The sequence below is a fragment of the [Rhizobium] kunmingense genome, from assembly GCF_977018605.1.
Genome location: NZ_CDRNXG010000002.1, coordinates 613,529 through 636,301, shown reverse-complemented (window position 1 = coordinate 636,301; position 22,773 = coordinate 613,529). Strand labels below are relative to the sequence as shown.

At 60.1% G+C, this 22,773-nt stretch carries 24 protein-coding genes and 1 pseudogene; 9 read left to right on the top strand and 16 right to left on the bottom strand.

Features of this window, described 5'->3' with window-relative positions:
* Positions 1 to 14 precede the first annotated feature (14 nt).
* The 9 genes from AC0JZ4_RS21415 to AC0JZ4_RS21375 all read right to left on the bottom strand — a co-directional run bounded on the left by AC0JZ4_RS21415 (position 15) and on the right by AC0JZ4_RS21375 (position 8,749).
* Positions 15 to 518: an RNA polymerase sigma factor gene (locus AC0JZ4_RS21415; protein ID WP_471888505.1), complete on the bottom strand. Its 504-nt coding sequence runs from the start codon at positions 516 to 518 to the stop codon at positions 15 to 17.
* A gap of 233 nt (positions 519 to 751) precedes the next feature.
* Positions 752 to 1,486: a TSUP family transporter gene (locus tag AC0JZ4_RS21410; protein ID WP_471888504.1), complete on the bottom strand. Its 735-nt coding sequence runs from the start codon at positions 1,484 to 1,486 to the stop codon at positions 752 to 754.
* A 23-nt stretch (positions 1,487 to 1,509) separates the two neighbouring features.
* Entirely contained in the window at positions 1,510 to 2,145 is a 636-nt protein-coding gene (gene otnC / locus AC0JZ4_RS21405) for a 3-oxo-tetronate 4-phosphate decarboxylase (protein WP_471888503.1), read from the bottom strand.
* Positions 2,142 to 3,419, bottom strand: a complete 1,278-nt coding sequence (gene otnK / locus AC0JZ4_RS21400) for a 3-oxo-tetronate kinase (RefSeq protein WP_471888502.1) — start codon at positions 3,417 to 3,419, stop codon at positions 2,142 to 2,144. The genes otnC and otnK overlap by 4 nt, the downstream gene beginning before the upstream one ends.
* A 4-nt stretch (positions 3,420 to 3,423) precedes the next feature.
* Entirely contained in the window at positions 3,424 to 4,098 is a 675-nt protein-coding gene (locus AC0JZ4_RS21395) for an aspartate/glutamate racemase family protein (RefSeq protein ID WP_471888501.1), read from the bottom strand.
* A gap of 19 nt (positions 4,099 to 4,117) precedes the next feature.
* Positions 4,118 to 5,530, bottom strand: coding sequence for an NAD(P)H-dependent oxidoreductase (locus AC0JZ4_RS21390; protein ID WP_471888500.1), 1,413 nt, complete (start codon positions 5,528 to 5,530; stop codon positions 4,118 to 4,120).
* A gap of 143 nt (positions 5,531 to 5,673) precedes the next feature.
* Entirely contained in the window at positions 5,674 to 7,200 is a 1,527-nt protein-coding gene (locus tag AC0JZ4_RS21385) for a tripartite tricarboxylate transporter permease (protein ID WP_471888499.1), read from the bottom strand.
* Positions 7,201 to 7,221: 21 nt separating this feature from the next.
* Positions 7,222 to 7,668: a tripartite tricarboxylate transporter TctB family protein gene (locus tag AC0JZ4_RS21380; protein ID WP_471888498.1), complete on the bottom strand. Its 447-nt coding sequence runs from the start codon at positions 7,666 to 7,668 to the stop codon at positions 7,222 to 7,224.
* Positions 7,669 to 7,762: 94 nt separating this feature from the next.
* A complete protein-coding gene (locus tag AC0JZ4_RS21375; RefSeq protein ID WP_471888497.1) occupies positions 7,763 to 8,749 on the bottom strand; it encodes a Bug family tripartite tricarboxylate transporter substrate binding protein in 987 nt (328 codons plus the stop codon).
* A 151-nt stretch (positions 8,750 to 8,900) separates the two neighbouring features.
* On the opposite strand from AC0JZ4_RS21375, the gene AC0JZ4_RS21370 reads away from it, so the two are divergent.
* Positions 8,901 to 9,839, top strand: coding sequence for a LysR family transcriptional regulator (locus AC0JZ4_RS21370; RefSeq protein ID WP_471888496.1), 939 nt, complete (start codon positions 8,901 to 8,903; stop codon positions 9,837 to 9,839).
* Positions 9,840 to 9,995: 156 nt separating this feature from the next.
* Here the strand turns inward: AC0JZ4_RS21370 and AC0JZ4_RS21365 are convergent, their stop codons facing one another.
* The 5 genes from AC0JZ4_RS21365 to AC0JZ4_RS21345 form a co-directional block, all read right to left on the bottom strand.
* The gene (locus tag AC0JZ4_RS21365; protein WP_471888495.1) at positions 9,996 to 10,616 is read right to left on the bottom strand and encodes a LysR substrate-binding domain-containing protein; all 621 of its coding nucleotides are present in this window, start codon (positions 10,614 to 10,616) and stop codon (positions 9,996 to 9,998) included.
* Positions 10,617 to 10,634: 18 nt separating this feature from the next.
* On the bottom strand, positions 10,635 to 11,324 hold the full coding sequence (locus AC0JZ4_RS21360) for a superoxide dismutase (protein WP_471888494.1): 690 nt from the start codon (positions 11,322 to 11,324) through the stop codon (positions 10,635 to 10,637).
* 327 nt (positions 11,325 to 11,651) lie between these two features.
* Positions 11,652 to 14,909, bottom strand: coding sequence for an error-prone DNA polymerase (locus AC0JZ4_RS21355; RefSeq protein ID WP_471888493.1), 3,258 nt, complete (start codon positions 14,907 to 14,909; stop codon positions 11,652 to 11,654).
* Positions 14,906 to 16,417 carry a Y-family DNA polymerase gene (locus AC0JZ4_RS21350; RefSeq protein WP_471888492.1) on the bottom strand — a complete coding sequence of 504 codons (1,512 nt, stop codon included), beginning with the start codon at positions 16,415 to 16,417 and terminating at the stop codon, positions 14,906 to 14,908. Before AC0JZ4_RS21350 ends, AC0JZ4_RS21355 begins: the two co-directional genes overlap by 4 nt.
* Positions 16,338 to 17,114: an ImuA family protein gene (locus AC0JZ4_RS21345; protein WP_471888491.1), complete on the bottom strand. Its 777-nt coding sequence runs from the start codon at positions 17,112 to 17,114 to the stop codon at positions 16,338 to 16,340. Before AC0JZ4_RS21345 ends, AC0JZ4_RS21350 begins: the two co-directional genes overlap by 80 nt.
* Positions 17,115 to 17,396: 282 nt before the next feature.
* Here AC0JZ4_RS21345 and AC0JZ4_RS21340 point away from each other — a divergent pair, with 282 nt between their 5' ends.
* From AC0JZ4_RS21340 to rpsU, 7 genes and pseudogenes are all read left to right on the top strand, one after another.
* Positions 17,397 to 17,963: an ATP dependent DNA ligase gene (locus tag AC0JZ4_RS21340; RefSeq protein ID WP_471888490.1), complete on the top strand. Its 567-nt coding sequence runs from the start codon at positions 17,397 to 17,399 to the stop codon at positions 17,961 to 17,963.
* Positions 17,964 to 17,999: 36 nt separating this feature from the next.
* A complete protein-coding gene (locus AC0JZ4_RS21335) occupies positions 18,000 to 18,773 on the top strand; it encodes an SOS response-associated peptidase family protein (RefSeq protein ID WP_471888489.1) in 774 nt (257 codons plus the stop codon).
* 198 nt (positions 18,774 to 18,971) lie between these two features.
* Positions 18,972 to 19,640, top strand: a pseudogene (locus tag AC0JZ4_RS21330) (DinB/UmuC family translesion DNA polymerase); the annotation flags it as partial.
* A 354-nt stretch (positions 19,641 to 19,994) separates the two neighbouring features.
* A complete protein-coding gene (locus tag AC0JZ4_RS21325; protein WP_471888488.1) occupies positions 19,995 to 20,414 on the top strand; it encodes a DUF4174 domain-containing protein in 420 nt (139 codons plus the stop codon).
* Between the two features lie 74 nt (positions 20,415 to 20,488).
* Positions 20,489 to 20,947 (top strand): NUDIX hydrolase, encoded by a 459-nt coding sequence (locus AC0JZ4_RS21320; protein WP_471888487.1) that lies wholly within the window; start codon positions 20,489 to 20,491, stop codon positions 20,945 to 20,947.
* A gap of 11 nt (positions 20,948 to 20,958) precedes the next feature.
* Entirely contained in the window at positions 20,959 to 21,255 is a 297-nt protein-coding gene (locus AC0JZ4_RS21315) for a hypothetical protein (protein WP_471888486.1), read from the top strand.
* Between the two features lie 121 nt (positions 21,256 to 21,376).
* Positions 21,377 to 21,619 (top strand): 30S ribosomal protein S21, encoded by a 243-nt coding sequence (gene rpsU / locus AC0JZ4_RS21310; protein ID WP_471888485.1) that lies wholly within the window; start codon positions 21,377 to 21,379, stop codon positions 21,617 to 21,619.
* A gap of 12 nt (positions 21,620 to 21,631) precedes the next feature.
* On the opposite strand, the gene AC0JZ4_RS21305 is transcribed toward rpsU, so the two are convergent.
* Positions 21,632 to 21,802 carry a hypothetical protein gene (locus AC0JZ4_RS21305; protein ID WP_471888484.1) on the bottom strand — a complete coding sequence of 57 codons (171 nt, stop codon included), beginning with the start codon at positions 21,800 to 21,802 and terminating at the stop codon, positions 21,632 to 21,634.
* A 297-nt stretch (positions 21,803 to 22,099) separates the two neighbouring features.
* Here AC0JZ4_RS21305 and AC0JZ4_RS21300 point away from each other — a divergent pair, with 297 nt between their 5' ends.
* Positions 22,100 to 22,342, top strand: a complete 243-nt coding sequence (locus tag AC0JZ4_RS21300; protein WP_471888483.1) for a hypothetical protein — start codon at positions 22,100 to 22,102, stop codon at positions 22,340 to 22,342.
* Between the two features lie 6 nt (positions 22,343 to 22,348).
* On the opposite strand, the gene AC0JZ4_RS21295 is transcribed toward AC0JZ4_RS21300, so the two are convergent.
* Complete coding sequence (locus tag AC0JZ4_RS21295; RefSeq protein WP_471888482.1) at positions 22,349 to 22,735, bottom strand: hypothetical protein; 387 nt, start codon at positions 22,733 to 22,735, stop codon at positions 22,349 to 22,351.
* Positions 22,736 to 22,773: the final 38 nt, after the last annotated feature.

Here is a 22,773-nt window from a genome sequence, read left to right as displayed (position 1 = left end):
GCGGTCGTCAGTGATCAGACGACCTTTTCGCATGCGGCGACCGCGCGCGCCATATGCTTTGCCACGGCCCGTTGCGAGATGCCGAAGACGCCGGCAATTTCGGAAAAGCTGCGACCATGAATCCGGTTGAGCAGAAAGATATGCCGCGTCTGCTTCGGCAGCGCGGACAGTGCATCATCGATACTGCCGAGCGATTGACGTGCCGACATCACGTCATGTGGGGATGCAGTTTCGCAGGCATATTGCCAAGCATACTGCTCCGGCAAAATCCGCGCGAAATATTCACCGCGCCGTCGCTCGGAGCGGACATGGTCGATCGTTGCGTTGCGCGCGCATCTGGTCAGATAGGCGGCATCGCTGCCGCTCCGTTGCGTCGCCTTTTCCCACAGCCGAAGGAAGATGTCATGAACGAGATCCCCGGCGGTTGCCCTGCAGCCAATACGCCTGAAAATCTGGCGCTCAAGCCTGTCATGTTCGGCAGCATATAATTCGGCAATTTTTTCGGATGCTATAGTCATGTGAAAAGGCTGGCTCGCTTGCACAGGAGACCTCCTTGCTACGAAAGTCGTAGAAGCCTTTCAACCTCAATAGTTTAGATCAATTCTACGACGCCAATCGCAGAGCGCAAAAACCTTCATGCTACTGTCATGTTTTTGCAGCCGAATTTGTCCGGTTGCACGTTTTCCAATCGCTTTCACAGGCTCGTGGAAGATCATGCTTTTGCGTCACCGTTGCGAAGATGCGACACGTTTCAAAGCAGATGGCCAAAACCGAATACCAGAAGCCAGGCACCTGACACGAGCGTCACGGCATCCATCATTGTCCTGAACTGATGATCGCCAAGGCGCGCCACGACAGGGCGGATCACCAACGTCCCTGCCATCAGCGCACCGCCGATGACGACGCCCCGCAGCATGCTTGTCATTGTCATGGCGCCGAATTCCCGGAAGCTGACGATTTTGGCAGCCTGGACGAGAAGCGACGCGGCGGCTTCCGTTGCAATGAAAGCGCCGCGTACGAGGCCGAACGCCAGGAATGCCGGAACGCTCAGCGGACCGGTTGAAAGGAATATCCCGGTCAGGAAGCCAACCAGGGCGCCGGTCAGCACCAGATGGCCGATACCAGCCGTCGAAAGCCTGGCCGTTGCCATGCGGCGGATCGGCACCAGCGCCATGATGAACAGGCCGAGCATCGCTTCCGGCCATCCAGCCGGAAGGTGGATGAGCGTATAGGCACCGAGCGCTGCGGCCGGCATGCCGGGCAGCGCGTAGGCTGCCACCGCGTTCCAGGCGATCAACCGCCACCAGGCCAGTGCCCGCGACAGATTGGCAAGAAAGCCGGCCACCGCCATGATCGGGATCGCCTCAACCGCGCCGAACATCGGCACCAGGACCGGCAGGAGCAGAAGGCTGGCCCCGGTGCCGACCAGCCCGCTTAGCGCCCCGGCGGCCAGAGCGACGCTCAGAAGCACTAGCCATTGATCCAACAGGATTTCCTTTTCCGATCGCTTCAGCTGGGGAAGACGTCGTTTAGTTCGGTGATCGCCTCGCAGGTCAGCAGCGAGACGGGGCGATTGCCGACCAGGAAGAAGAGCTTTGCCGTTTCCTCCAGTTCCTCATAGGCGTGCACGGCGTCCTGCAGGGACTTTCCCGACACGATGGGACCGTGATTGGCAAGCAGCATCGCCTTGTGTTGACCCGCAAGGCCGCGCACCGCGTCCGCAAGCTTCCGGTCTCCGGGCCTGTAATAGGGGACGAGCGGCAGACGGCCGACCCGCATCACCTGATAGGCCGTCAGTGGCGGCAGGACATCGGCGCTGTCATCGTGGCAGAGACAGGATATAGCAACCGCATGGGTGGAATGCAGATGCACGATCGCCTTTGCGGCCGGCCTTTCGTCATAGACGGCAAGGTGGAAGAACGCCTCCTTGGACGGTGGATCGCCGGCGATATGGGTGCCGTCAGGCGACACCTTCGAGATCTGCTGCGGCGCGAGAAAACCGAGCGAGGAATTGGTCGGCGTGACAAGGATCGAGCCGTCTTGGAGTCGCGCCGACAGATTGCCGGCGCTGCCATGGGCAAGCCCGCGCATGTAGAGCAGGGATCCGAATTTCACGATTTCTGATCGAAGACTGTCTTCGTTCATAAGTGAATATCGCCTTTCAGAAACTTGAGCGCCTTTTCAAAAAAGTCCGGCGCACCGAAATTGCCGGATTTGAGCGCAAGAGCAATATCTCCATTCGGCCCAGCGAGGATAGGCACACCCGGATCGATTTCGGGGCCGATGTCTAGGGCTTTCAGGTCAAGTGCCTGAGCGACCGCTCCCGACGTCTCCCCACCGGCTACGACCAGCCTGCGGACCCCATTTCCGACCAGAGCCCGCGCCGTATCGGCAAACAGCTCGTCGAGCGTTCGGGCAAGCGTCTCACGGCCGTAATGGCTTTGTAGTTCCGCGACATCCGACGGATCGTCGGAGGAATAGACGAGCGGCGCCTGCCCGTGACGTGCAGTCACGAAGTCCAGGATCTCCGCGACGCCGAGCCGGCCGGCCATGATGGCGTCCACGTCGAGCGCCAGAACTGGATGGTTTTTCGCATGTGTCGCAATCTGCTCACGGGTAGCTGTTGAGCAGCTTCCAGCGAGTATCGCTTCCGGTCCGTCGACGCCGGCAAAATGCGATGCGCCGCCACTCGCCAGTCCGCTGCGGATGAAATTGGCCGGCAGGCCGATGGCGATGCCTGACCCGCCGGTCAGAAACGGCAGGCCGGCTGCAGCCGAGCCGAGCGTGACGAGATCCTCGTCGACCGCCGCGTCGCAGATCACCAGGGTCTGGCCGTCGCCGGCTGCGGCATCGAGCGCGTCGCGAACGGCAGCGCTGCCGGCCCTGACAGTCGCAACCGTGACGAGGCCGACGGGATCCTGCGTCTGGCGGGCAAGCCAGCGGCGAATATCCGGGTCAATCATCGGCGTCAGGGGATGGTGACGCATGCTGGATTCGCTCAGCAACCGGTCATGGACGAAGAGATGTCCCTGATGCACCGTGCGTCCGACCGTCGGAAATGCCGGGCAGGCAATCACGCCCCTGACGCCGAGCACGCCGGCGATTGCCTCGCCCACCGGGCCGATATTGCCGTCCGGCGTGGAATCGAATGTCGAGCAATATTTGAAGATGAACTGCACGCAGCCTTGCGCCTGCAGCCATTTAAGGGCTGCCAGCGATTGGTTGATGGCCTCGTCGACAGGTGACGACCGTGTCTTCAGCGAGATCACTCCGGCCTCGACACCGGGTGCGGCCGGAGTTGACGGGATGCCTAGGTATTGTGTCACAGCCAGCCCGCCCTGGCCGGGCACCCCCTTCGCCAGCGTATTTGCAATGTCGCCGGCACCTGTAAAATCGTCTGCGATCACGCCCAGTAGCATCGGTTCATGTCTCCATGGCTTCGACGAGCTGTTTCAGTCTCACTACGGCGCTTTCCGGCGCGGTCAGCACACTCGTTTTAACTGCAGCGCGAACCGCTTCTGCAGCCCGCGACGTCGAAAAATGCGCAAGCATGATTGCGTCGCAGTGGACGAGGCTTTTGGCCGCCTCGACAACGCGGCGGTTGTGATCGGCGACATCACCACGGCGCAGGCATTCGATTGCGCCCTGTGCAAGGATGGTCGTCAGCCGCGCCCTGCTGCCGGCCTGGGCCGCGAAGTCGCGGAATTCCTGCTCCATTGTCGCAATCGCTGGTTCGAAGGTCGCAACCATCCCGATGTCACGGCCCGCGGCGATGGCGGCGAGAAACATCGCCTCGTTTGGCATCAGCACCGGGACAGCAACCTCGGCTGACAGACGTTCGACCGCCGGGCCGAATGCGGAACAGGTGATCAGGATACCGTCGGCGGCCCCTTCGATTGCCTGATGCCCGAGGGACATGAACCGCCGCGTCAAAGGTTCGGAAAGCTCGGCGCCCTCCCGCGCCCGGTCGAACGACAAGCTTTCGTCAAGGATGTTGATGGCCTCCGCTTGCTGCCAAAGGCTTTTCATCGCGATGCAGACCGGTTCCATCGCAACCGGCGTGGCGTGGAACAGGAATATGCGGGGAGCATCGGTCATGGGTCAGTCCTGCCTGCGGTCAGAGAAACGTCCGGTCCTGAAGACGCCGCATCGCCCACAGCGCCGATCCCTGCGGTTCCTCCACCATGTCGTAGGTGAGCAGCGTTCCGGCCGGAATATCCACCGCCGCCGGGTTTCCGGTCAGCAAGTGGGCGCAGGCGGGATTGCCGGCCATGACGGGCACTGCTGGAATGATGCGGGCGGTGAGCATCGGGCTATGGTCGTTGCCGAAGATCTCGCCCGCCTTGATGTCGCGTGCCGCAACCTTCACGAGGTCGTAACGCGGCCGGTAATCGTCCGAACCGGTATCGATCCCCAGCAGTCCCGCCATCAGCAGCGAGGTCGATGTCTCGACGCCGCACAGATGATAGGGCCGATAGATGACGGCGGCCGTCTCGTCGTAATTCGGGATCTGGCCCTTGGTGACCAGGACATGGTTCGAATAGGCGTTGTCGCAGCGGACGACCAGGAACACACCGCCACCGAGCCCGGATTCATCCGGCCGCCTGAGGCAGGTGGCAAGATCGATCGTGTCGCCGCGCTCGAACAGGCCGCCATTTTCGATTTCCGCATAAGCAACCGGGATTTCGGTGATGCGCAACGCCGCGTGTATGAGCGTATCGACGGCCGGCGCCATGCCCGTGTAGTTTGCCGCAACAGTGATCTCGCAGAGGTCGTAGGCGCCCGGCTGCGGCAGGCGGGAAAGGATTTGCTTGCGGCGGGCGACGAACTCTGCTGCCTGGCCCTCCGGGATCATTGCCAGCCATTTGCGGTCTTCCTCAGCGACCGTGATCGTCTCGACGTAAGGATCGTGGATCTTCTTGTCGGTCTTGATCGTCACCGTGCCGGCCGCCTCGTCATAGACGAATTCGCCGTCCGTCGCCTTGCCGCCGGACAGCACTGTCAGGCCCACCGACTTCGCCCATTCGTAGAACTGTATCAAAAGCCCGTGCTGATCGCCGTCGACGGGCGTGTAGATGACGCCGGCATCCTTGGCGAGCCGCTTCAGCATTGGGCCGACCGCGACGTCGCAATCCTTGGTGACCATGGCGACATGCTTGCCGGCATCGATGGCCTGGCTGGCATAACGAACGCTTGCCTCGGGAACGCCACTGCTTTCGCAGACAATGTCGACGGCAGGGATTGCCCCGATGATGTCCGGCCTGTCGGTATAGACCGACTTGCCTTCGGCAATCCGAGCTTCTGCCTCTTCCGCCGTCTCCACCTGGACGACAAGCGCCATGTCGTAGCCGCCCTTTTCATAGGCGCCGCGAGCAGACGCAAGCGAGATGTCGGCAACCGCCACGACATTGAGGCGCGGTGTATAGGGAGCCTGGGTCACGATGGCCGTGCCGTAGTTACCAGCGCCGATAATGCCGACTTTCACCTCGTCCGCCTTTGCGAACCGTGCATAGAGATGATGATAAACCATTGTATCCTAATTCCTTTTCGTCAGCGCTCGAAGGCGCTTCTTTCTATGTGCAGGGCCTGAACGAGGCCGAGTTTCCGATCGAACGCGCAAGGTTTCGGCCTTGCGCGCCGGGTATTTGGCGAGATCGCCGTGCGCTTTCGTCTTCAGTGGACCTTGCTAGCGTCCGGTTCGATCGTCGCCTCCGGCTTGGGCGGTGATTTCTGAAAGAACCAGGGAGCCACGAGCAGGACGACGGTGATGAGCAGGATGACGAGCGCGATCGGGCTCTTGAAGAAGACCGACAAATCGCCATCAGATGCGACCAGCGTGCGGCGGATGCCGCGTTCCAGGATCGGGCCCAGGATCATGCCCAGCACCAGCGGCACGGGCGGGTAGTCCAGCTTCATCATCAGGTAGCCGAGAATGCCGAAGCCGATCACCAGAAGCACTTCGAACATCGAGTTGTTGATGCCGAATATGCCGAAAGCGATGATCGCAATGACCGCCGGAAACAGATAGCTGGGTCGGACGAAGGCGCAGGTGGCCAGCACCGGCGTCAGCGCGATGGTGATTGCCACCAGCGCCAAGTTGCCGATGTAGAAGCTGCCGAAGATCGTCCAAACGAAGGCGGACTGGGTCTGGAACAGCATCGGGCCCGGCTGCAGCCCGATCATCAGAAGACCGCCCATCAGGACCGCCGTCGTGCCGGATCCGGGTATGCCGAGCGCGAACATCGGGATCATGTTTCCATATGCGGCGCTGTTGTTGGCGGCCTCCGGCGCGGCGACGCCTTCCATCGCGCCATTGCCGAAACGCTCCGGATGTTTGGAGGTGCGCTTGGCGAAGGCATAGGCGATCATCGTTGCAGCGGTGGCGCCTGCGCCCGGAAGGATGCCGATGAAAAAGCCGATCAGCGAGCCGGAACCCAGTTCCCGCCAGCAGCGCAGCGTTCCGCGAACGTCCGGCAGCAGTTCACGGAAGCGGAAGCGGTTGTTTTCCTCCGGCTTTCCGATCGAAGGGGGCGTCCCATACATTTCCGCCAGGCCAAACAGGCCGACCGCGATGATCGAGAATTCGATGCCGTCAAACAGCCGCACTTCGCCGAAATCAAACCGCGGCAGCCCCACCATCGGGTCGAGACCGATCGTGCCTATGAAAAGCCCAACGAACAGCGACATCATCGCCTTGTTGAGATCCTTCCCACCGAGCACACTGACCAGCGACAGCGAGAAGATCATTAGCGCGGTCATCTCGATCGGCCCGAAGGCGATGGCGGCCTGGGCGATCGTCGTCGCAAAGGCGGTCAGAAGAATGAGGCCGATCAGGCCGCCGATAAAGGAGGCCGCGATGCTGAGGCCAAGGGCTGCCCCGGCCTTGCCGCTGCGGGCAAGCTTGTGGCCGTCGATGACGGTCATCGTCGCGGAGGCGTCGCCGGGAATCCCGAGCAGGATCGCGGTCACCGCGCCGCCATATTGCGCACCGTAATAGACGGCGCCGAGTGCCGCGATCGCGGCCGTCCCGTCGAAGCTGACCGCGACCGGGAGCAGGATCGCCACGCCGGCGGTCGGTCCCAGGCCGGGAAGCGCACCGATGAACAGGCCGATGACCGCACCGATCATGATCGCAATGAGGACGGAAGGCTGCGACGCAGCAATCAATCCCTCGGCAAGCAGGTTCCATGATTCAAACATGATGGCATCTCTTTTCGGGGATCAGAGCAGCGGAATGGTCAGGACCACGCCAAAGACGAGATAAAGAATGACGGCCATCCCGACCGAGATGGCGCTGATCGCAGCGAGCGACCGGCGATCGCGGGCGCCGAAGATGCACCCGACAGCGATCATCAGCGGCACTGAGGCAGTCAGCATGCCGATGGCGTCCGAGACGAGGACGAAGCCGACAAGTGCCAGGCTGACGAGCAGTACTCTGACCACTTCCATTCTATCGATGGTCCCGAGTAGGCCCGACTGCCGAAGCGCCTTGATGAGGTTGAGCGCCGAGAACAGCGTCAGGCCTGCCCCGATCCACACCGGGAAGAAGCCGGCGGCCGGCACGGCGCCGTCCTGGTAGCCGAACTTGGTTCCCTGCCAGGCGATATAGATGCCGAGCAGGGCGAGGACGGCCGAAAGGCCGAGATCGAATGAACGTAGAGGTATCATCTGCTGTTTCTCCTGAGCCTGAGGCCATGGAGCCTGTGTTTCGGTGCCTGTCTTTGAGCGTCGGCGCCCCGGAGCTGACCGGGGGCGACGAGTCTTACTTGATCAGGCCAAGTTCGCGCATCAGGGTCTCGTATCGCTGCGATGTCGCGACGATCTCCTCGCCAAATTGCTTACTGTCGAGGAACAGCGGTATCTCGTTGAAACGATCGACGTACTGGCTGCGCCATTCGGGGCTGTCGGCGACCGTCTTCATCACGCCTTCCCAATAGGCAACGGCGTCGGCCGGCACGTCCTTGGGCATGATGATGCCGCGTAGCTGGGTATGGACTATATCGTGTCCCAGTTCCTTGAAGCTCGGCACGTCGGGAAGCGATGCCATCCGCTCTGCCGAAGTGACGGCCAGCGCCCGCATCTTGCCGGCATTCACCTGCTCGAGGATTTCGTTCGGGTTGCCGAACAGAAGGTTGAGGTGCTTGCCCAGAACCGCAGCCATGACCTCGCCTTCGCCGTCATAGGGCACGACCTTGATCGTGGCGCCGAGCTGCTTGTTGAGGAGATGGGACAGGAGCGCCGGGTCGGAGACCGCGCCGGCGGAGCCGATTGTCAGCCCCTTAGCGGTCTTGATGTCGTCAATCGTCTTGATATCGGAATCGGCCAGCACAGCGAGGATGTAGGGCGAGCGGGCAATCGCTGCGAGCGGCGTGAAATCCTTGTAGCTCAAGGGCATCTTGCCGAGCAGCGGGGTGGTGAAGAAGCTGACGCCGACGCCGCCCAGATAATAGGGATTGCCCTTGCGGGAGCTGATATAGGAATAACCGACCGCACCGGAACCGCCCGGCCGGTTTTCGACCAGCATCTTCACCGGAATGAGGTTCTTCTCGTTGATCACCTTGGCCATGGTGCGGGCAACGATGTCGCTGCCGCCGCCGACGCCGAAAGCGACGATGTAGTTGATGGTCTCGCTCGGATAGGCGTTAGCTCTGGCCGAAGTAAGCGTGAGCGACGATGCAGCGACGAAGGCTGCTCCGCATCCGAGAAGTGTACGCCGTTTCATGCCCTGGTGGGCTTCGTAAGTGTCCAAGGTATTTCCTCCCGATTTGAAATTCGGCCCTCCAGCCGATACCGACAATCCCTTCCCGATTGCGGTTTGATAACTAGACCTCGGCGACAGTGGCGAAGCAAGTATAATAATGATACCGATTGGTTCCCTTTGCAGACCAATTGGAGCCCCATTGGAAACGATCAACGACATCAATCTGCGACTGTTTCAAACCTTTCTCGTCGTCGCCAGCGAAGGAAGCTTCCGTCTAGCCGGCGAGAAGCTGAAGCGTGCCCATTCAGCCGTCAGCGTTCAGATCCGCCAACTCGAGGAACAGCTTCAAGTGAAGCTTTTCGAGCGAACCACACGTAGCGTCAAATTGACTGAAGAAGGCGCCAGGCTGCAGGAAAGCTTGCGGAAGGCACATTTCGAGATCCTTCATGGCCTACGTGATATTCGCGAAGCCGCGGATCTCAAACGCGGACAATTGTCGCTAGCCAGCTCATCCCACTTGGCCTCGGTCCACCTCCCCCCAATTCTCACGGAATTTGTCAGCCAGTTTCCGGACGTGGCAGTCACGATCCGGGAGCTGACGTCGACGGATCTATATGCGGCATTGCGCCAGCAGGAAGTTGATTTCGCCATCGGTCCACATGGTACGGACCCCGCTTTCGAATTCAGCCCCATTCTGGTCGAGCCACTTCATGCAGTCGTCCATCCGCGCTTCGTCGATCCATCGAGAGACAGCATAACTTGGCAGGAGATCGCTCAGTTTCCAATGCTTCTGCCCGCCCCCCAGACCGCGATGCGCAGGATCGTCGACGAGGTGTTGCGAAGCAATGGACTGGAGGGGCCAAGCCGCTACCAGTTCATCCAGGCCGAAACGATCATTGCGATGGCAGAGGCGGGGCTGGGAATCGCAGTTCAGCCGAGCACGAGGCTGGAGAAACACCCACCAGTCAACGCTCGCGTCATGACGCTTACAGAGCCACACATAAGGCGCGCTATGTCGCTGATCCGACTGAGGGATCGTGCCCTTTCCCCGGCAGCGCGGCACCTTGCGGAGAAGATCATTGCCGAGGTCCGCACCGTGACGGGTTACCAGCAGGGCGAGAGCTTCTCGGTCTATTGAAGTGTGCCGGGGGTTGAGACATCGCAGTGGCAGGCAGCAGGGCACACGACGCAGTGATGTCGATGAAGCAGCGCAGGCTCAGATATGCTCACCGACCATCGGAGTGCGAATTGCATCGACATAATCAATCATATGGGCAAGCAGCGCCTGACCGTCTCAAGGCAGCTGCTCGCGCCTTTTGACGCAAAGGTGAAGCTCCCTTTCTGCCCATGTATCCGCAATCGGCAGCACGCGGAAGTTCATCATACAGCAATAACGCAGTGCAGCGGTTTCCGGAACAATACCGATTCCCACACCGCTCTCGACAACGCGGCACATTGCCTCGGAATTTTCGACGCGCATCCGAATTACTGCGCGCCGACCGAGTTTGGTCGCAAGCCGCCGCAGGAATTGCGACAAGGTCACACTTTCGTTGAGCGCGACGATCGGACAGTCAAGACTGCTCGTATGGGCAAGCGGCGATTCCAGTTGTGAACCCTCGGGAGCGATAACGGCTAGCCGATCCTGCAGAATCCCGCGGCAAGGTCCATCTCGTCTGGAAGGATCCTTCCGCGTCTCGACCGACGTTGGCATCCCTGTGGCCGCCACGACGACGTTGATGCATTGCCTGCGCGAGGCGATGCCTTCTTCATTCCGGTCAGGCTTGTCAGCTCGACCGAGCTTATGGAAGATCAGGAGACGCTTCATTTCGTTCGCGAGATTGCCTGCAGCGCCCGTTTCGTGACAGCTGTTTGCAATGGTTCGCTTGTGCTCGGTGCTGCGGCTGTTGCCATTCACCGCCGCAGCTCGCGCTGACTACGCAGCGACTCGCTCACCGACCACATTCCAGTTGATCAGCTTGTCGAGGACTGCACGGATGTGCTCAGCTTTCCGGTTTTCGTAATCCATATAGTAGGCGTGTTCCCACACGTCGATACCAAGATATGCCGGACGGCCGAGCGCCGCAGGATTGTTGCCGTCCTCATAACCGACCAACACCAATCCGTTCTGATCGTCTCGTGTCAGCCATACCCACCCAGTTCCGAAGACCTGGTCGGACGCGTCGACAGCTTTTTTCACGAAGCCTGCGTAGCCTCCAAATGTATCGCTAATCTGGGTGGCCAGCTCTCCTTCCGGCCGGTTGGCGCCACCCGGCTTGAACTGCTCCCAATAGATCACGTGGTTCCACGCCTGAGCTGCGTTATTGAATATTGGCGTATCGGAGTCGCTTTTGGCCGCCTCGACCATGATCGCCTGCAATTCCATCTCCGCGTAGCTGGTGCCCGTGACCAAGGTGTTTAACTTGTCGAAATAGGCCTTGTGGTGCTTGCCGTAGTGTAGCGAAATGGTCTTTGCTGAAATCGCGGGGGCAAGTGCATCCTCACCGAACGGGAGCGCCGGCTGTTTCAGAGCCGATGCTGCTCGCGCCATGTGCGGCGCTCCCAGCACTGTCGCTCCGACCGTTGCAGCGCCTGCCACCATGACGGATCTACGAGTCAGGTTCATTTGTTCCTCCGTGAATCACCGAATGATGTTTCATATCCACTTCGATGGAATGCGGACCTGCATGAAGCGCGCCGCCAAAGTTTATGTTCCATCACAAACCATTCATTAATGCCGAGTTGGCCAGTCCGACTTCTGAATGTATCGCTCCGCCTCATTCCGGCATGCCCCGCGAGGCCCGACTAATTTGGTAGAAAAACGCGATATACTTAATGCGTTATCAAGGCCTCCCGTGACGATCAGAATAATGTCATCTCAGCGGAGAGCTAAAGTCATTCCGCGCTATTGATGAAATTAGGAGCAACGTTCCGTTATTTTGCCAACTGAATATCACTGAAAATTCCGCGCCTTCACCTTCAGCGTCTCGATCCTCAAATCTGGGTCGAACATCTCTTTCGGCCGGGGGACTGGCCGGGAGCTATCGCGCGGATCCGGCCCACCACCATGAGCGAACTCATCGCCCCTGCCCGCCGGCAGCTTGAATTCGGCATCCCGATCCGCCAACCCAGACAGATCACCCGTCAAATCGAACAGCTGCCGTGCGATGAGGTGCACGACTTCTCCTTCCCGCTGGATCTTTCCCTGAATAGCCAGCATCGAAGAACCGAGCACGACACGGCGGCTCTTTTCGAACAGCGTCGGCCAGACCACGAGATTGGCGGGTCCTGTTTCATCCTCTATGGTGATGAACATCACGCCCTTGGCCGAACCGGGCTTCTGCCGGACCAGAACCAAGCCGGCCGTATAGACCCAGCGCCCGTTTCGCGCGCCCATTGCATCGGCACAGGTGATGATGTTGCGAGCCGTCAAATCTTTGCGCAGGAAGGCAACCGGATGCTGCCGCAGTGTCAGCCCGGTATGGCTATAGTCCTCGATGACATTGTGTCCGTCTGTCATCTGCCGAAGCACGACGTCCGGCTCCTGTTGTTCGGCAACCGTCGCCATCTCACGTTCGGCTGCGGCGGCAAATAGCGGAAGGGGTTCATCCCGCAGAGCCTTGATCGCCCACAGAGCATCGCGCCGTTCGAGTTTCAAGGATGGTCGATACGCATCGGCGTTGGCAAGCTGGACAAGCGCTTCCGATGGCACCCCTGAGCGCCGCCACATATCATCAACCGAGCTGAATTCTTCGCCGCCTCTCGCCGCCACAATCCGGGCAGCATCGGCAACTGCAAGGCCCATCACCCGGCGGAAGCCAAGCCGGACAGCATGCCGATCAGAATTGCTAATAGGTTCCAGAGTGCAATCCCACCTGGATCGATTGATGCAGACCGGCCTTACCTCGACACCATGGCCGCGGGCGTCACCGACGATCTGAGCCGGCGCATAAAAGCCCATCGGCTGGGAATTGATCAGGGCTGCACAGAAGGCCTCCGGGTAGTGGCGCTTGATGTAGTTGGAGGCATAGGCGATCAGAGCGAACGAAGCGGCATGGCTTTCCGGAAACCCGTAGGAGCCGAACCCTTCCAGCTGCGAAAAGGTCTTTTCGGCGAATTCCGGCGTATAGCCGTTTTTCACCATGCCGGAAACCAGCTTGTCCTTGAACTTGCTGACGCCGCCGGTGAACTTGAATGTCGCCATGGATTTGCGCAGCTGGTCGGCCTCGCCGCCGGTGAAGCCGGCGCAGACCATCGCCACTCGCATAGCGCTTTCCTGGAAAAGCGGCACGCCGAGCGTCTTGCCAAGAACCGCCTCCAGTTCCGGCGTTGGATATTCGACCGGCTCCTTGCCCTCACGACGGCGCAGATAGGGATGGACCATGTCGCCCTGGATCGGGCCGGGCCGGACGATCGCCACCTGCACGACCAGATCGTAGAACGTCCGCGGTTTGAGACGCGGCAACATCGCCATCTGTGCCCGGCTTTCGATCTGGAAGGTGCCGAGTGTGTCTGCCTTGCGGATCATCGCATAGGTCGCCGGATCCTCTTGCGGGATTGATGCCAGATCGATCGGCTCGCCCTTCTGCTCGCGGATCAGCTCGAAGGCCTTGGCCATGCAGGTGAGCATGCCGAGCGCCAGCACATCGACTTTCATGAATTTGAGCGCCTCAACGTCGTCCTTGTCCCATTCGATGATCTGCCGGTCCTTCATGGTCGCAGGCTCGATCGGCACGAGATCGTCGAGCCGGTCATGGGTCAGGACGAAGCCGCCCGGATGCTGGCCGAGATGACGTGGAGCTCCCATCAGTTGCTGGGCAAGTTTGAGCGTCAGGACAAGGCGACGGTCATCGGGATTGAGGTTGAGTTCACGGATATTGCGATCGCAGACCTCTTCGGACCATGACCACATGCCCGAAGACAGCGCCTTGATGACGTCCTCAGGCAGGCCGAGTGCCTTTCCGACATCGCGGATGGCGCCGCGGGCCCGGTAACGCGTGACGGTGGCGCAAAGCGCGGCCTTTTCCCGGCCGTAGGTTTTGTAGATCCACTGGATCACCTCCTCCCGTCGCTCGTGTTCGAAATCCACATCGATATCGGGTGGCTCATCACGCTCCTGCGAAACAAAGCGTTCGAACAGGAGATCGTTGGTCGAGGGATCGATCGAGGTAACGCCGAGGATGTAACAGACGGCACTGTTGGCCGCCGAGCCTCGCCCCTGGCAAAGGATGCCTTGGCTTCGGGCGAACCGGACGATCGAAAACACCGTCAGAAAATAGGGGGCGTATTTCATGGTGCGGATGAGATTGAGCTCGTGGCGCACGGTTTTGAGCACATCCTGCGGCAGGCCTTCCGGATAGCGGTCCGGGATGCATTCCCACACATAATGCTCGAGCGAGGCCTGAGCATCCTTGCCCGGTACAATCGCTTCCTCGGGATATTGGTAGCTCAGTTCGTCCAGCGAGAAGGTGCATCGTCGGACGATTTCCATTGTCCGCGTCAATGCCTCCGGATAGCGCGGAAACAGACGATCCATCTCCTCCGGTGGCTTCAAAAACCGGTCGGCATGGCGCTCGCGGTCGAAACCGACGCTATCGATGGTCGTGTTGCGGCGGATGCAGGTGACGATGTCCTGTAGCCGCCGACGGCCCGGCTCGTGGAACAGGACGTCATTGGTGACGACCGTCTTCACCTTGAAGCGAGCAGCGAGATTGTCGAGCTCATAGAGCCGCATCTGGTCGTTCGGCCGCCGGCGCAGGCATAGCGAGACATAGGCGCGGTCGCCAAATATCTCGGCCATCTTTCGGAGCTGGACCGCTGAGGTTTCATCGGCCAGATCTGGAACGAGCATGCCGATCATGTCGGCTGAGTAGGCGATGACGTCATCCCAATGCAGGATGCAATTGTTCTTGCCGCCGCGGCTCTTGCCGAGCGTGATCAACCGCGTCAGTCGGGAATAGGCGGCGCGATCGGTCGGATAGACGAGGATCGACATGCCGTCGGCCAGATCGAGCCGGCAGCCGACGACCAGCCGCAGACCGGTGGCGCGAGAAGCTTCCAGCGCCCGGACGATCCCGGCCAGCGAATTGCGGTCGACGACCCCGATAGCCTCGATACCCAGTGCCACTGCCGTCTCGAACAGTTCCTGCGCTGACGAGGCGCCGCGCAGGAAAGAAAAATGGGTCGTCACCTGCAGCTCAGCGTAGATCATGCGAAGATACCATGGCAGAACCAGCGTCGATCGCCGGTTTCGGGATCGACACCATCGCCAGCGCGGTAAACCCACAGCCGCTCGCCAGCCTCATCCTCGATGACAAAATAGTCTCGAACAGCCTCCATCTCGGCGTCCCGTTGCCACCATTCGCCAAAGATGCGCTCGGGTCCGTCGGCGCGCACCACCTTGCGACGCTTGCCGCGCCAGACGATCGATGCCGGCGGTCGGTCGGGGAGGAGTGCGATCGCGGTAATCGGCTCCGGCCGTGCCAGAAGCCGAACCGGCCGGCGCCAATGTCCGACCCAGGCGACCGTGATCGGATCGGCCGCAGCAGCGATGCGCTGGACAGACCGCTCCGGGACATCCGAAGCAACCGGCGCCCAGCGATAGACGCGCTGGCCGCGATTGCCATAGATGTCGATCAGCGGCGTGACGTCGGTGACCTCGTCCTCGACAAGCGACGAAACCTTCTGGCTTTCCGCAAGCGGCTCGGCGATGACGGCGACCAATGTCAGCTTCTCGATGCCAAAGCCTGGCTCGATCTTTTCCGTCCGGTCGCGATAGAGTTTCGTCAGCCAGGCAACGTCGCGCGCCGGCTTGGCCGTGCCAGCCCGGATTGCCTGCCGCGTGCCATCGACCTTTTCGACGATCAGATCGGCGCGGCGCACGCCAAGACCACGTTTCTGCAGTTCGTCGATCAACTGGACGATGAGCCGGCCGACATATTTGTTGATGGTCTCGGCCGCGCCGATCGGTTCGGCGAAGGCGCGAGACACCTCGATCAGCTCCGGCGAGCGGATCGGATCGATCGGCTCGCCGGCACGCCCGACCATCTGGTCGAGCCGGCGGCCGATCTCAGGACCGAAACGAAGGGTGAGTGGCGCACGTGGCGTGTTGGCGAGCTCGCCGATTGTCTGGAAGCCGAGCGTCCGCAGATCGCCGACGATCTTGGGTGGCAGGCGCAGCAGGGAGATTGGAAGCTTTTCGACAGCTCGGACGGTCTGGCCGATCGGCACGATCACCGTCTCACGGCTAATGGCGCGGGCGCAGGCATGTGCCGCGCCCCAGGTATCCGCGACGGCGACCCGCGCCATCAGCTTCTTGGCCAGGAACTGATTGGCGATCATCGTCACCATCGGCAGCTCGCCGCCTTGAAGATGATCGGCGCCCTCCGTGTCCATGACAATGCCGTCGATCCCATCGACGGCGACGATCGGTGAATATTTGGTCAGCGCCCATAAGGTGATGCGCTCAAGTGCTGCCGCATCGGTCAGCGGCTCGGCGTCGACCAGCATCAGGCCTCGAAACAGCGCCTGCGCTTTTGCTGCCGGCATGCCGACATGAACGCCCGCTTTACGAGCGGCGCTATCGGCGGCCGACACCCAGCGCTTGGCGCCGCTCTTGGCGACCACAGCAATCGCCTGTTCAGGGGGAATGGACGGATCGGCGCGACGAATGCGATCCGTCGGCAGATCCGGAAGATAGATCGAGACGACCCTGGTCATCACATGCCCTCACAAGAAACTCAGCACACTCGCCCGCACGCGACCGCATCAACTCCAGGAACCATTGAGCTCGCCCGATGCCCGGTACCGGCAATTCTTCCGAAGGCATGACACTGACCCGCCAGCGCGTGGTCGAGGCCGTCGGCTGGCCAAAGTCATTGGCTTCGGTCTGCCGCCGCCATCGGCGCACGGCAAGCGCCATCGTCCCGGTGCGTTCTGCCGCCAGCTGCAGCCGGCGCGAACAAGCCATGGGCAGGCGCACCAGCTCACCGACCACAGCACCGAGCCCGCCGAACGACAGCCCCTCCTCCATATTGGCGAGCACATCCTCATCCCTGTCGGACTCGACGAAGATCACCCGGTCTGATTGGAGACCAACCTGTGCCAGTGCCGGGAAAAATAGATCCGGCCGCGTCAGACACCAGACAATCGGTCCCTTCGTCCTGGCTGCAATGCCGGCGGCACACAGCGCTACAGCGGCACCATCGACCGTGCCGGCACCACCACCGGCGAATTCATGCAGGGCACCATAAGCGAGCCCGCCACCGGGAAGCTTGTCGTCGATCTCGGGCACACCGAAGGCGAGACAGCCGGCTTTGCGGGCTGAAGTCCCTTCAAGCGCAGAAATCCGCTCGCGCAGATCGGCAATCACATCGGAAACACCGTCGGACACCCTTGTGGTGCGGGCAGCAGTCATCGTTCACAGCTCCCTGCAAGGTCGTGTTGGCACCTCGACGTCATGTCGTATTAGGCTTTATGTTCACTAATTGTTCCGTTGCTGCGAAAGAGTCAAGCGGGCCTCTAGATGGGAATATGCTCCTAGAATCAGCAGGCGATGAAATATCTCTTGGGAATCAGGCGCGTAGAAACGGCAGAAATATTTTTGGCTTTTCTGCCGAATATCACCACGTTTGGTGGATATCGGGGACAGATGGCACTCCGTCACAGTGTTCATATGTTTGCTTGTTGAGTTGGCACCATGACGAAAGGTCTGAGATCGCAGCCCCTCACGCACAAAACCGACGCGCCGGCCCGCCCGCGGCCGCGCAAGGCGCTTAAGATCGAGGCGCCGAAACTCGCCTATGATCCCGGAGGCCATCAGGGCGAAGGGATTGCGGAGCCATCGACGCAGCCGGCGTCCTGTCGAGGTGCTTTCTTTATCGTCGGTCAAGAGGTCGCACCCGGCAAGCCCGGCCAGATCGGATCACTGCTGCTGGCTGGCTATCTGAATTATGAGATCGTCCACATCGGAAGCGTTCGCGCCGACCTGAATGATGCCGACGCCCGCAAGCTCAGAAAGATGCTGGATACGTTACGCTGGAAGCATAAGACGCCGCCGATCCACTGCGAGATCAACAAACTCGGTGCAGCCTATATCGTCTGGGCGTATCCGACATTGATCGCGGCGATCGCATTTCGCGGCTGGAGTGACGGCGGCTTGATCGAGCAAGCCACTTATGAAGGGCTGGCTAAACGGCAGGACAATGCTGACGTGTTCAGGCGTGAGCAGACCAGCAAGACTGGCGAAACGAGCGCCAGGCGATAGATTGTCCCTATACGGTCTGAGGGAGGACTGCCTGGCATGTGCAACCTTTATCGCATGGAAGACAAGGACTGGGTCTCGTCCTGGGCCAAGGATGCCGAAAGACTGATCAACCTGATGCCAGCCTATCAGATGAACCCGGACCAGACCGGGCCGATCATCCGCAATACGGCCGATGGTCGCCGGCAGCTCGCAAATGCACGCTGGGGCCTGCCCTCGCCGATCTTCGTCCAGAAGAAGGCGACTGAAACGCGCGCCGACAAGATGAGAGCGAAAGGCCAGGCCGTCGATATGGACGCGCTGATGCGCATGGAGCCCGACCGCGGTGTGACCAATGTCCGAAAGCTCACCCTTCCTCATTGGACGCGCTGGTTCGGCGTAGAGCACCGCTGCATCGTGCCAGTCACCAGCTTTGCCGAGCCTGATCCTGAAGCCCAGGAGCCCAGCGGCAAAGTCCCGAACGCTTGGTTTGCGCGCGACGAGCAAAAGTCCTTGATGTTTTTCGCCGGCATCCATGTGCCCGGCTGGCAAAGTGTCCGAAAGGTCAAAGATGGGTTGACTACCGATGATCTCTACGGTTTTCTGACAACGGACCCGAACGGGCTGGTGAAGCCGATCCATGAAAAGGCAATGCCGGTCCTACTGTTGACCAAAGAGGAAACCGAGACATGGATGCGGGCGCCTTGGGATGAGGCCAAGGATCTCGCCCGGCCCCGGCCCGACGATGCACTGATCATTTCGTCGCGCGAGCCCTATGGCTCCTCGATCGTCTCGAGATCCGGCGAACCCGTGGAGCAGGGAAGCCTGCTGTAGATTGGCAAACCCATCGCACTTGAAGGTGCACTGAGGCAGCAGTTGGCGATCGGCGGAAACGGTGATATGTTCGCTTTTTGTTCACGCTAATCGAACCTTACGCGGGTCTCTCGCAGCGCCATGACCAACATTCTCCCGCCAACTGACATCGTCCGCAAGATCATCCATGTGGACATGGATGCATTTTACGCCTCGGTAGCGTCAGCCGGGATTTCCTACAACAAATTCCTGGCCAAGATGGCATCCGACCTCAACAAGCCGAATGGCCAAGCGGTGATCACGCCGAAGAACGGGCCGGCCTTTGTCGAGGCACTGGCCGTCAAGAAATTCCATGGCGTCGGGCCGGCGACCGCCGAGAAGATGCATCGGCTCGGGATTGAGACCGGCGCGGATCTTAAGGCGCAGTCGCTGCCTTTCCTGACGCAGTATTTTGGAAAGTCCGGTCCTTATTTCTACCGCATCGCCCGAGGCATCGACAATCGTCACGTCCAGCCGGACCGCGTGCGAAAATCCGTTGGCGCCGAAGATACGTTCAGCCAAGATATCGACGACCTGGATCTGGCGACGAGCGAATTGAGGCCGCTCGCAGAGAAGGTCTGGGGTTATTGCGAGGGCAAAGGCTTCAGCGGCAAGACCGTCACCGTGAAGATCAAATATTCCGACTTCACCCAGGCGACGCGCAGCAAGACCACCGCCCTTCCCTTTGCCAACGGCAACGAGATCCTCGAAGCAGCAACGGGGCTTCTTGCGACCGTCTATCCGTTCAAGCAGTCGGTGCGATTGCTTGGCGTGACCCTATCCTCGCTGACGAACGATCGGGGCGAAGATGGCGATGAGGACCAGTCGCAATTGGATTTCGGGATGTAGGCAGAACCGAAAAAGCCTGCCGCGGGAGGAGGTGCGGCAGGCTTTCCGAAAGAATTGAACAACGGCTGGGAGGAGGAGTGCCGCTGTCCGCACGGGCTACCCTTGAGAGGAGGAGTGGGCCGCCTGAAACACGAAGCTCTGCGGAAGGATGAGCATCGCTTCGTTGAGATCCTTTACACAGCAATCCCGGCGGCCGATTAGATCCGACATCGCACTGCATCTATGCGAGAAACGCAGAGCCATCTGACGGCATGCCCATTTTGGCGGCATTGCCTTTTGCGACCCTGCTCTGGTGCTGACCTATCGTGCGAACATAATGCGCGGCAACGCGTTTGATCGAAAAGGAGATCGATCATGAAGACGATTATCGCAGCAGCGGCTATCGCGCTCACAACCATCACGCAGGCTTCGGCAATGGATAGCGTTTCGCAATACGAATGGAAAAGCCGGGTCCTCGTGCTGTTCGGACCTTCGGGTGATCCAGATCTCGCGCGACAGGTGGAAATCTTGAAGGGTCAAAAGCAGGGTCTGGCCGAGCGGGACATGGTGGTATTCACGGTCGTGGGCGGGGACGTCAGACCGGTTTTTGGCGACGCGTCCGGTGTAAACGCCCGTCAGCTTCGTAAAGAAGCCGGGATCGGCAATGACGGTTTTCAGGCGGTTCTGATCGGCAAGGATGGCGGCGTCAAGCTGCGCAGCTCGACCGTTATCAGCGATGTCGACATGTTCGGTCTCATTGACCGGATGCCCATGCGCAAGAACGGGCAAAGCTGACGTCCGTCAGTATCAGATCGGTACAGTTCATCTTCCTGTAATGGCTGCGCCTGTAGCAAAGCCCGTTCGATCCGATGAATTTGGAAATGAAGATGAGACGCCCTGTAAAGCGACAAAACAGCCCAAATGGCGGTGATGCTGTCATCGATCAGGCAGGCGCCCTCTGCCTTCGCTTGTCGCCAGACGGCGAGAGACAGATCCTCCTTGTCGGGAGCCGACGGAATGGACACCGGGCCCTCCCAAAAGGCCATATCGACCCAGGCGAACAGTCACATGCCGCTGCTGCACGCGAAGCGTATGAGGAAGCGGGTGTCCGCGGGGAAATTTCGGATGTGATCGTTGGGTGCTTCATCTATTCGAAAGACAGCAGCTTCAATCAGTATCGGGTAGTCGTCCACTGTCTTATGGTGAGCGCGATTGACGAGACCTACCCGGAACTGGGCCTTAGGACCAGACAGTGGTTTGCGCTCCCGGAAGCCGCGATGGTTGCCGACCACGACGGGTTGCGCGGCCTGCTTCGCACACTTGGCTGATCCCGATCATCATGACCAATAACGACGCGATCCCCGGTCGCATCCATTCCTCAGTCGATCCCATTGGCCAGCGGATCCGCCAGATCTTCGACCTGCTTGATCGTGAGGCAGATCTGCAGGAGAGGATCGGAGCGATCGACATGGAGGAAAGGCTCCTGCGGATTCCGCACCTCCAAACACAGACGGAGACGATCTGCGCCATGTCGCCTGACGCACGTGATCGAGCGATCGAAGATATCCGCACCAGGGTCGACCGCCTCGAGCAGGACATCGAAGCGCGGTTGGAAACAGCCCGACGCCAAAGCTGAACAGCCCACGATGAGCAAAGCGCGAAACTTCCCTCCCCGTTTCGCAAAATGGCATTGAAATTCATGTAGCCTTGAGGTTAAAGGCCTTCGCCCGAAACGATCGCAGCCTCAGGAGCGATTTGTGCTGATACTTGTCCGCGACAACAATGTTGATCAGGCGCTCCGCGTCTTGAAAAAGAAGCTTCAGCAGGAAGGCGTCCTGCGCGAGATGCGGCTTCGCGAGAGTTTTGAGAAACCGTCTGTAAAACGCGCCCGCGAGAAGGCGGAAGGCATTCGCCGCACCCGCAAGCTCGCTCAGAAAAAGCTGAACCGGGAATTGGGCATCGTCCCGGTGAAGAAAAGCAAGTCGACCCGCGCGAAGTAAGTTACCCGCCGGCTAGATCGCTGACGCCGGCTTCAGAACACTGAAGCTATCGTCGTGATGCAGGGCGATGGTGCCTTCGTACTCCAAGGCATAGAGGGCACTGAGCAGCTCATGTCTGGAGAATTTCGCGGTGGCGGGGGTATTCGCGATCGTGCGGAAATGAATCTGGGATGGTGGCTTCACGCGCAACCTTCTCAGCAGATCTGACACTGCGTTTACGACTTCATGTCGTGGCTTCAAGGATCACGCCTCCAGGTACCGGTCCCTTACCGAGCAAACAGCTCAGACCTGAACAATGCTAAGACCGCTATTTTAGATCCATTGCAGGTTTGTGACACGGCGGTGCGCGATTTGTCGCGGCAAGAACCATTTTGGCAAGCCGACCAGACGCCACATGAACCAAACCCGACCGCGGGCGGGATCATAAAAGCATTTTCAACGCGTGGTATGTATCCAGCAGTCAACTGCGTTGGAGGAACAATGAAGGAGAAAAAGCTCAAAGATCTCGGGAAAATCGCCGAAACGATCCGTCATCTCGCGAGCCCGGGAATGACGCCCAAGGCTCTGGTTCAGGCCGTCAGAGAACGTCATCCAGAGGCATCGAAGAAGGAAATCGCCCGCGCAGCCTTCCTCAGCGTGATCCTTTCGGCCGAATTTTCACCCGAAGACACGCAAGCGCTCCATGACCTTGCCATGGATACGCGCGATGATGATACAGCTTGAAAACCGTCAGTGGACAGGCTGATCGGGTGGCACAACAGCCGGATCATCACCCGCCGGGATCGCGGCAAGCTTCGATGTCGAATTTTCGAGCTTGGCCTTGAGGCCGGCGGAGACTGTCGGCGCCTTCCCCTCATCGTCATCTGCGTCATGGGCATCTTCTTCGACACCGAGCGAGGATAGCCGATACGAAATCGCCAGCGCATAAATCGTCTCCAGCACATCGCGGTCGCGCACGTCCGGATCGCTCAGCGCGAACAAAGACGCCTTGACGATGCGCTTGCTCGACGCCTTTGGACACTCGTCCACCACGAAGTCATAGAGGGCTTTGTCCTTCAAACCTTGCGATGCACCATCAAGCAAAGCGTCGTAAACCTTGTTGAGCTTCTTACCCATTGGGCAGGTCTCCTTTGTTGGATCGGACCCAAAGTCGT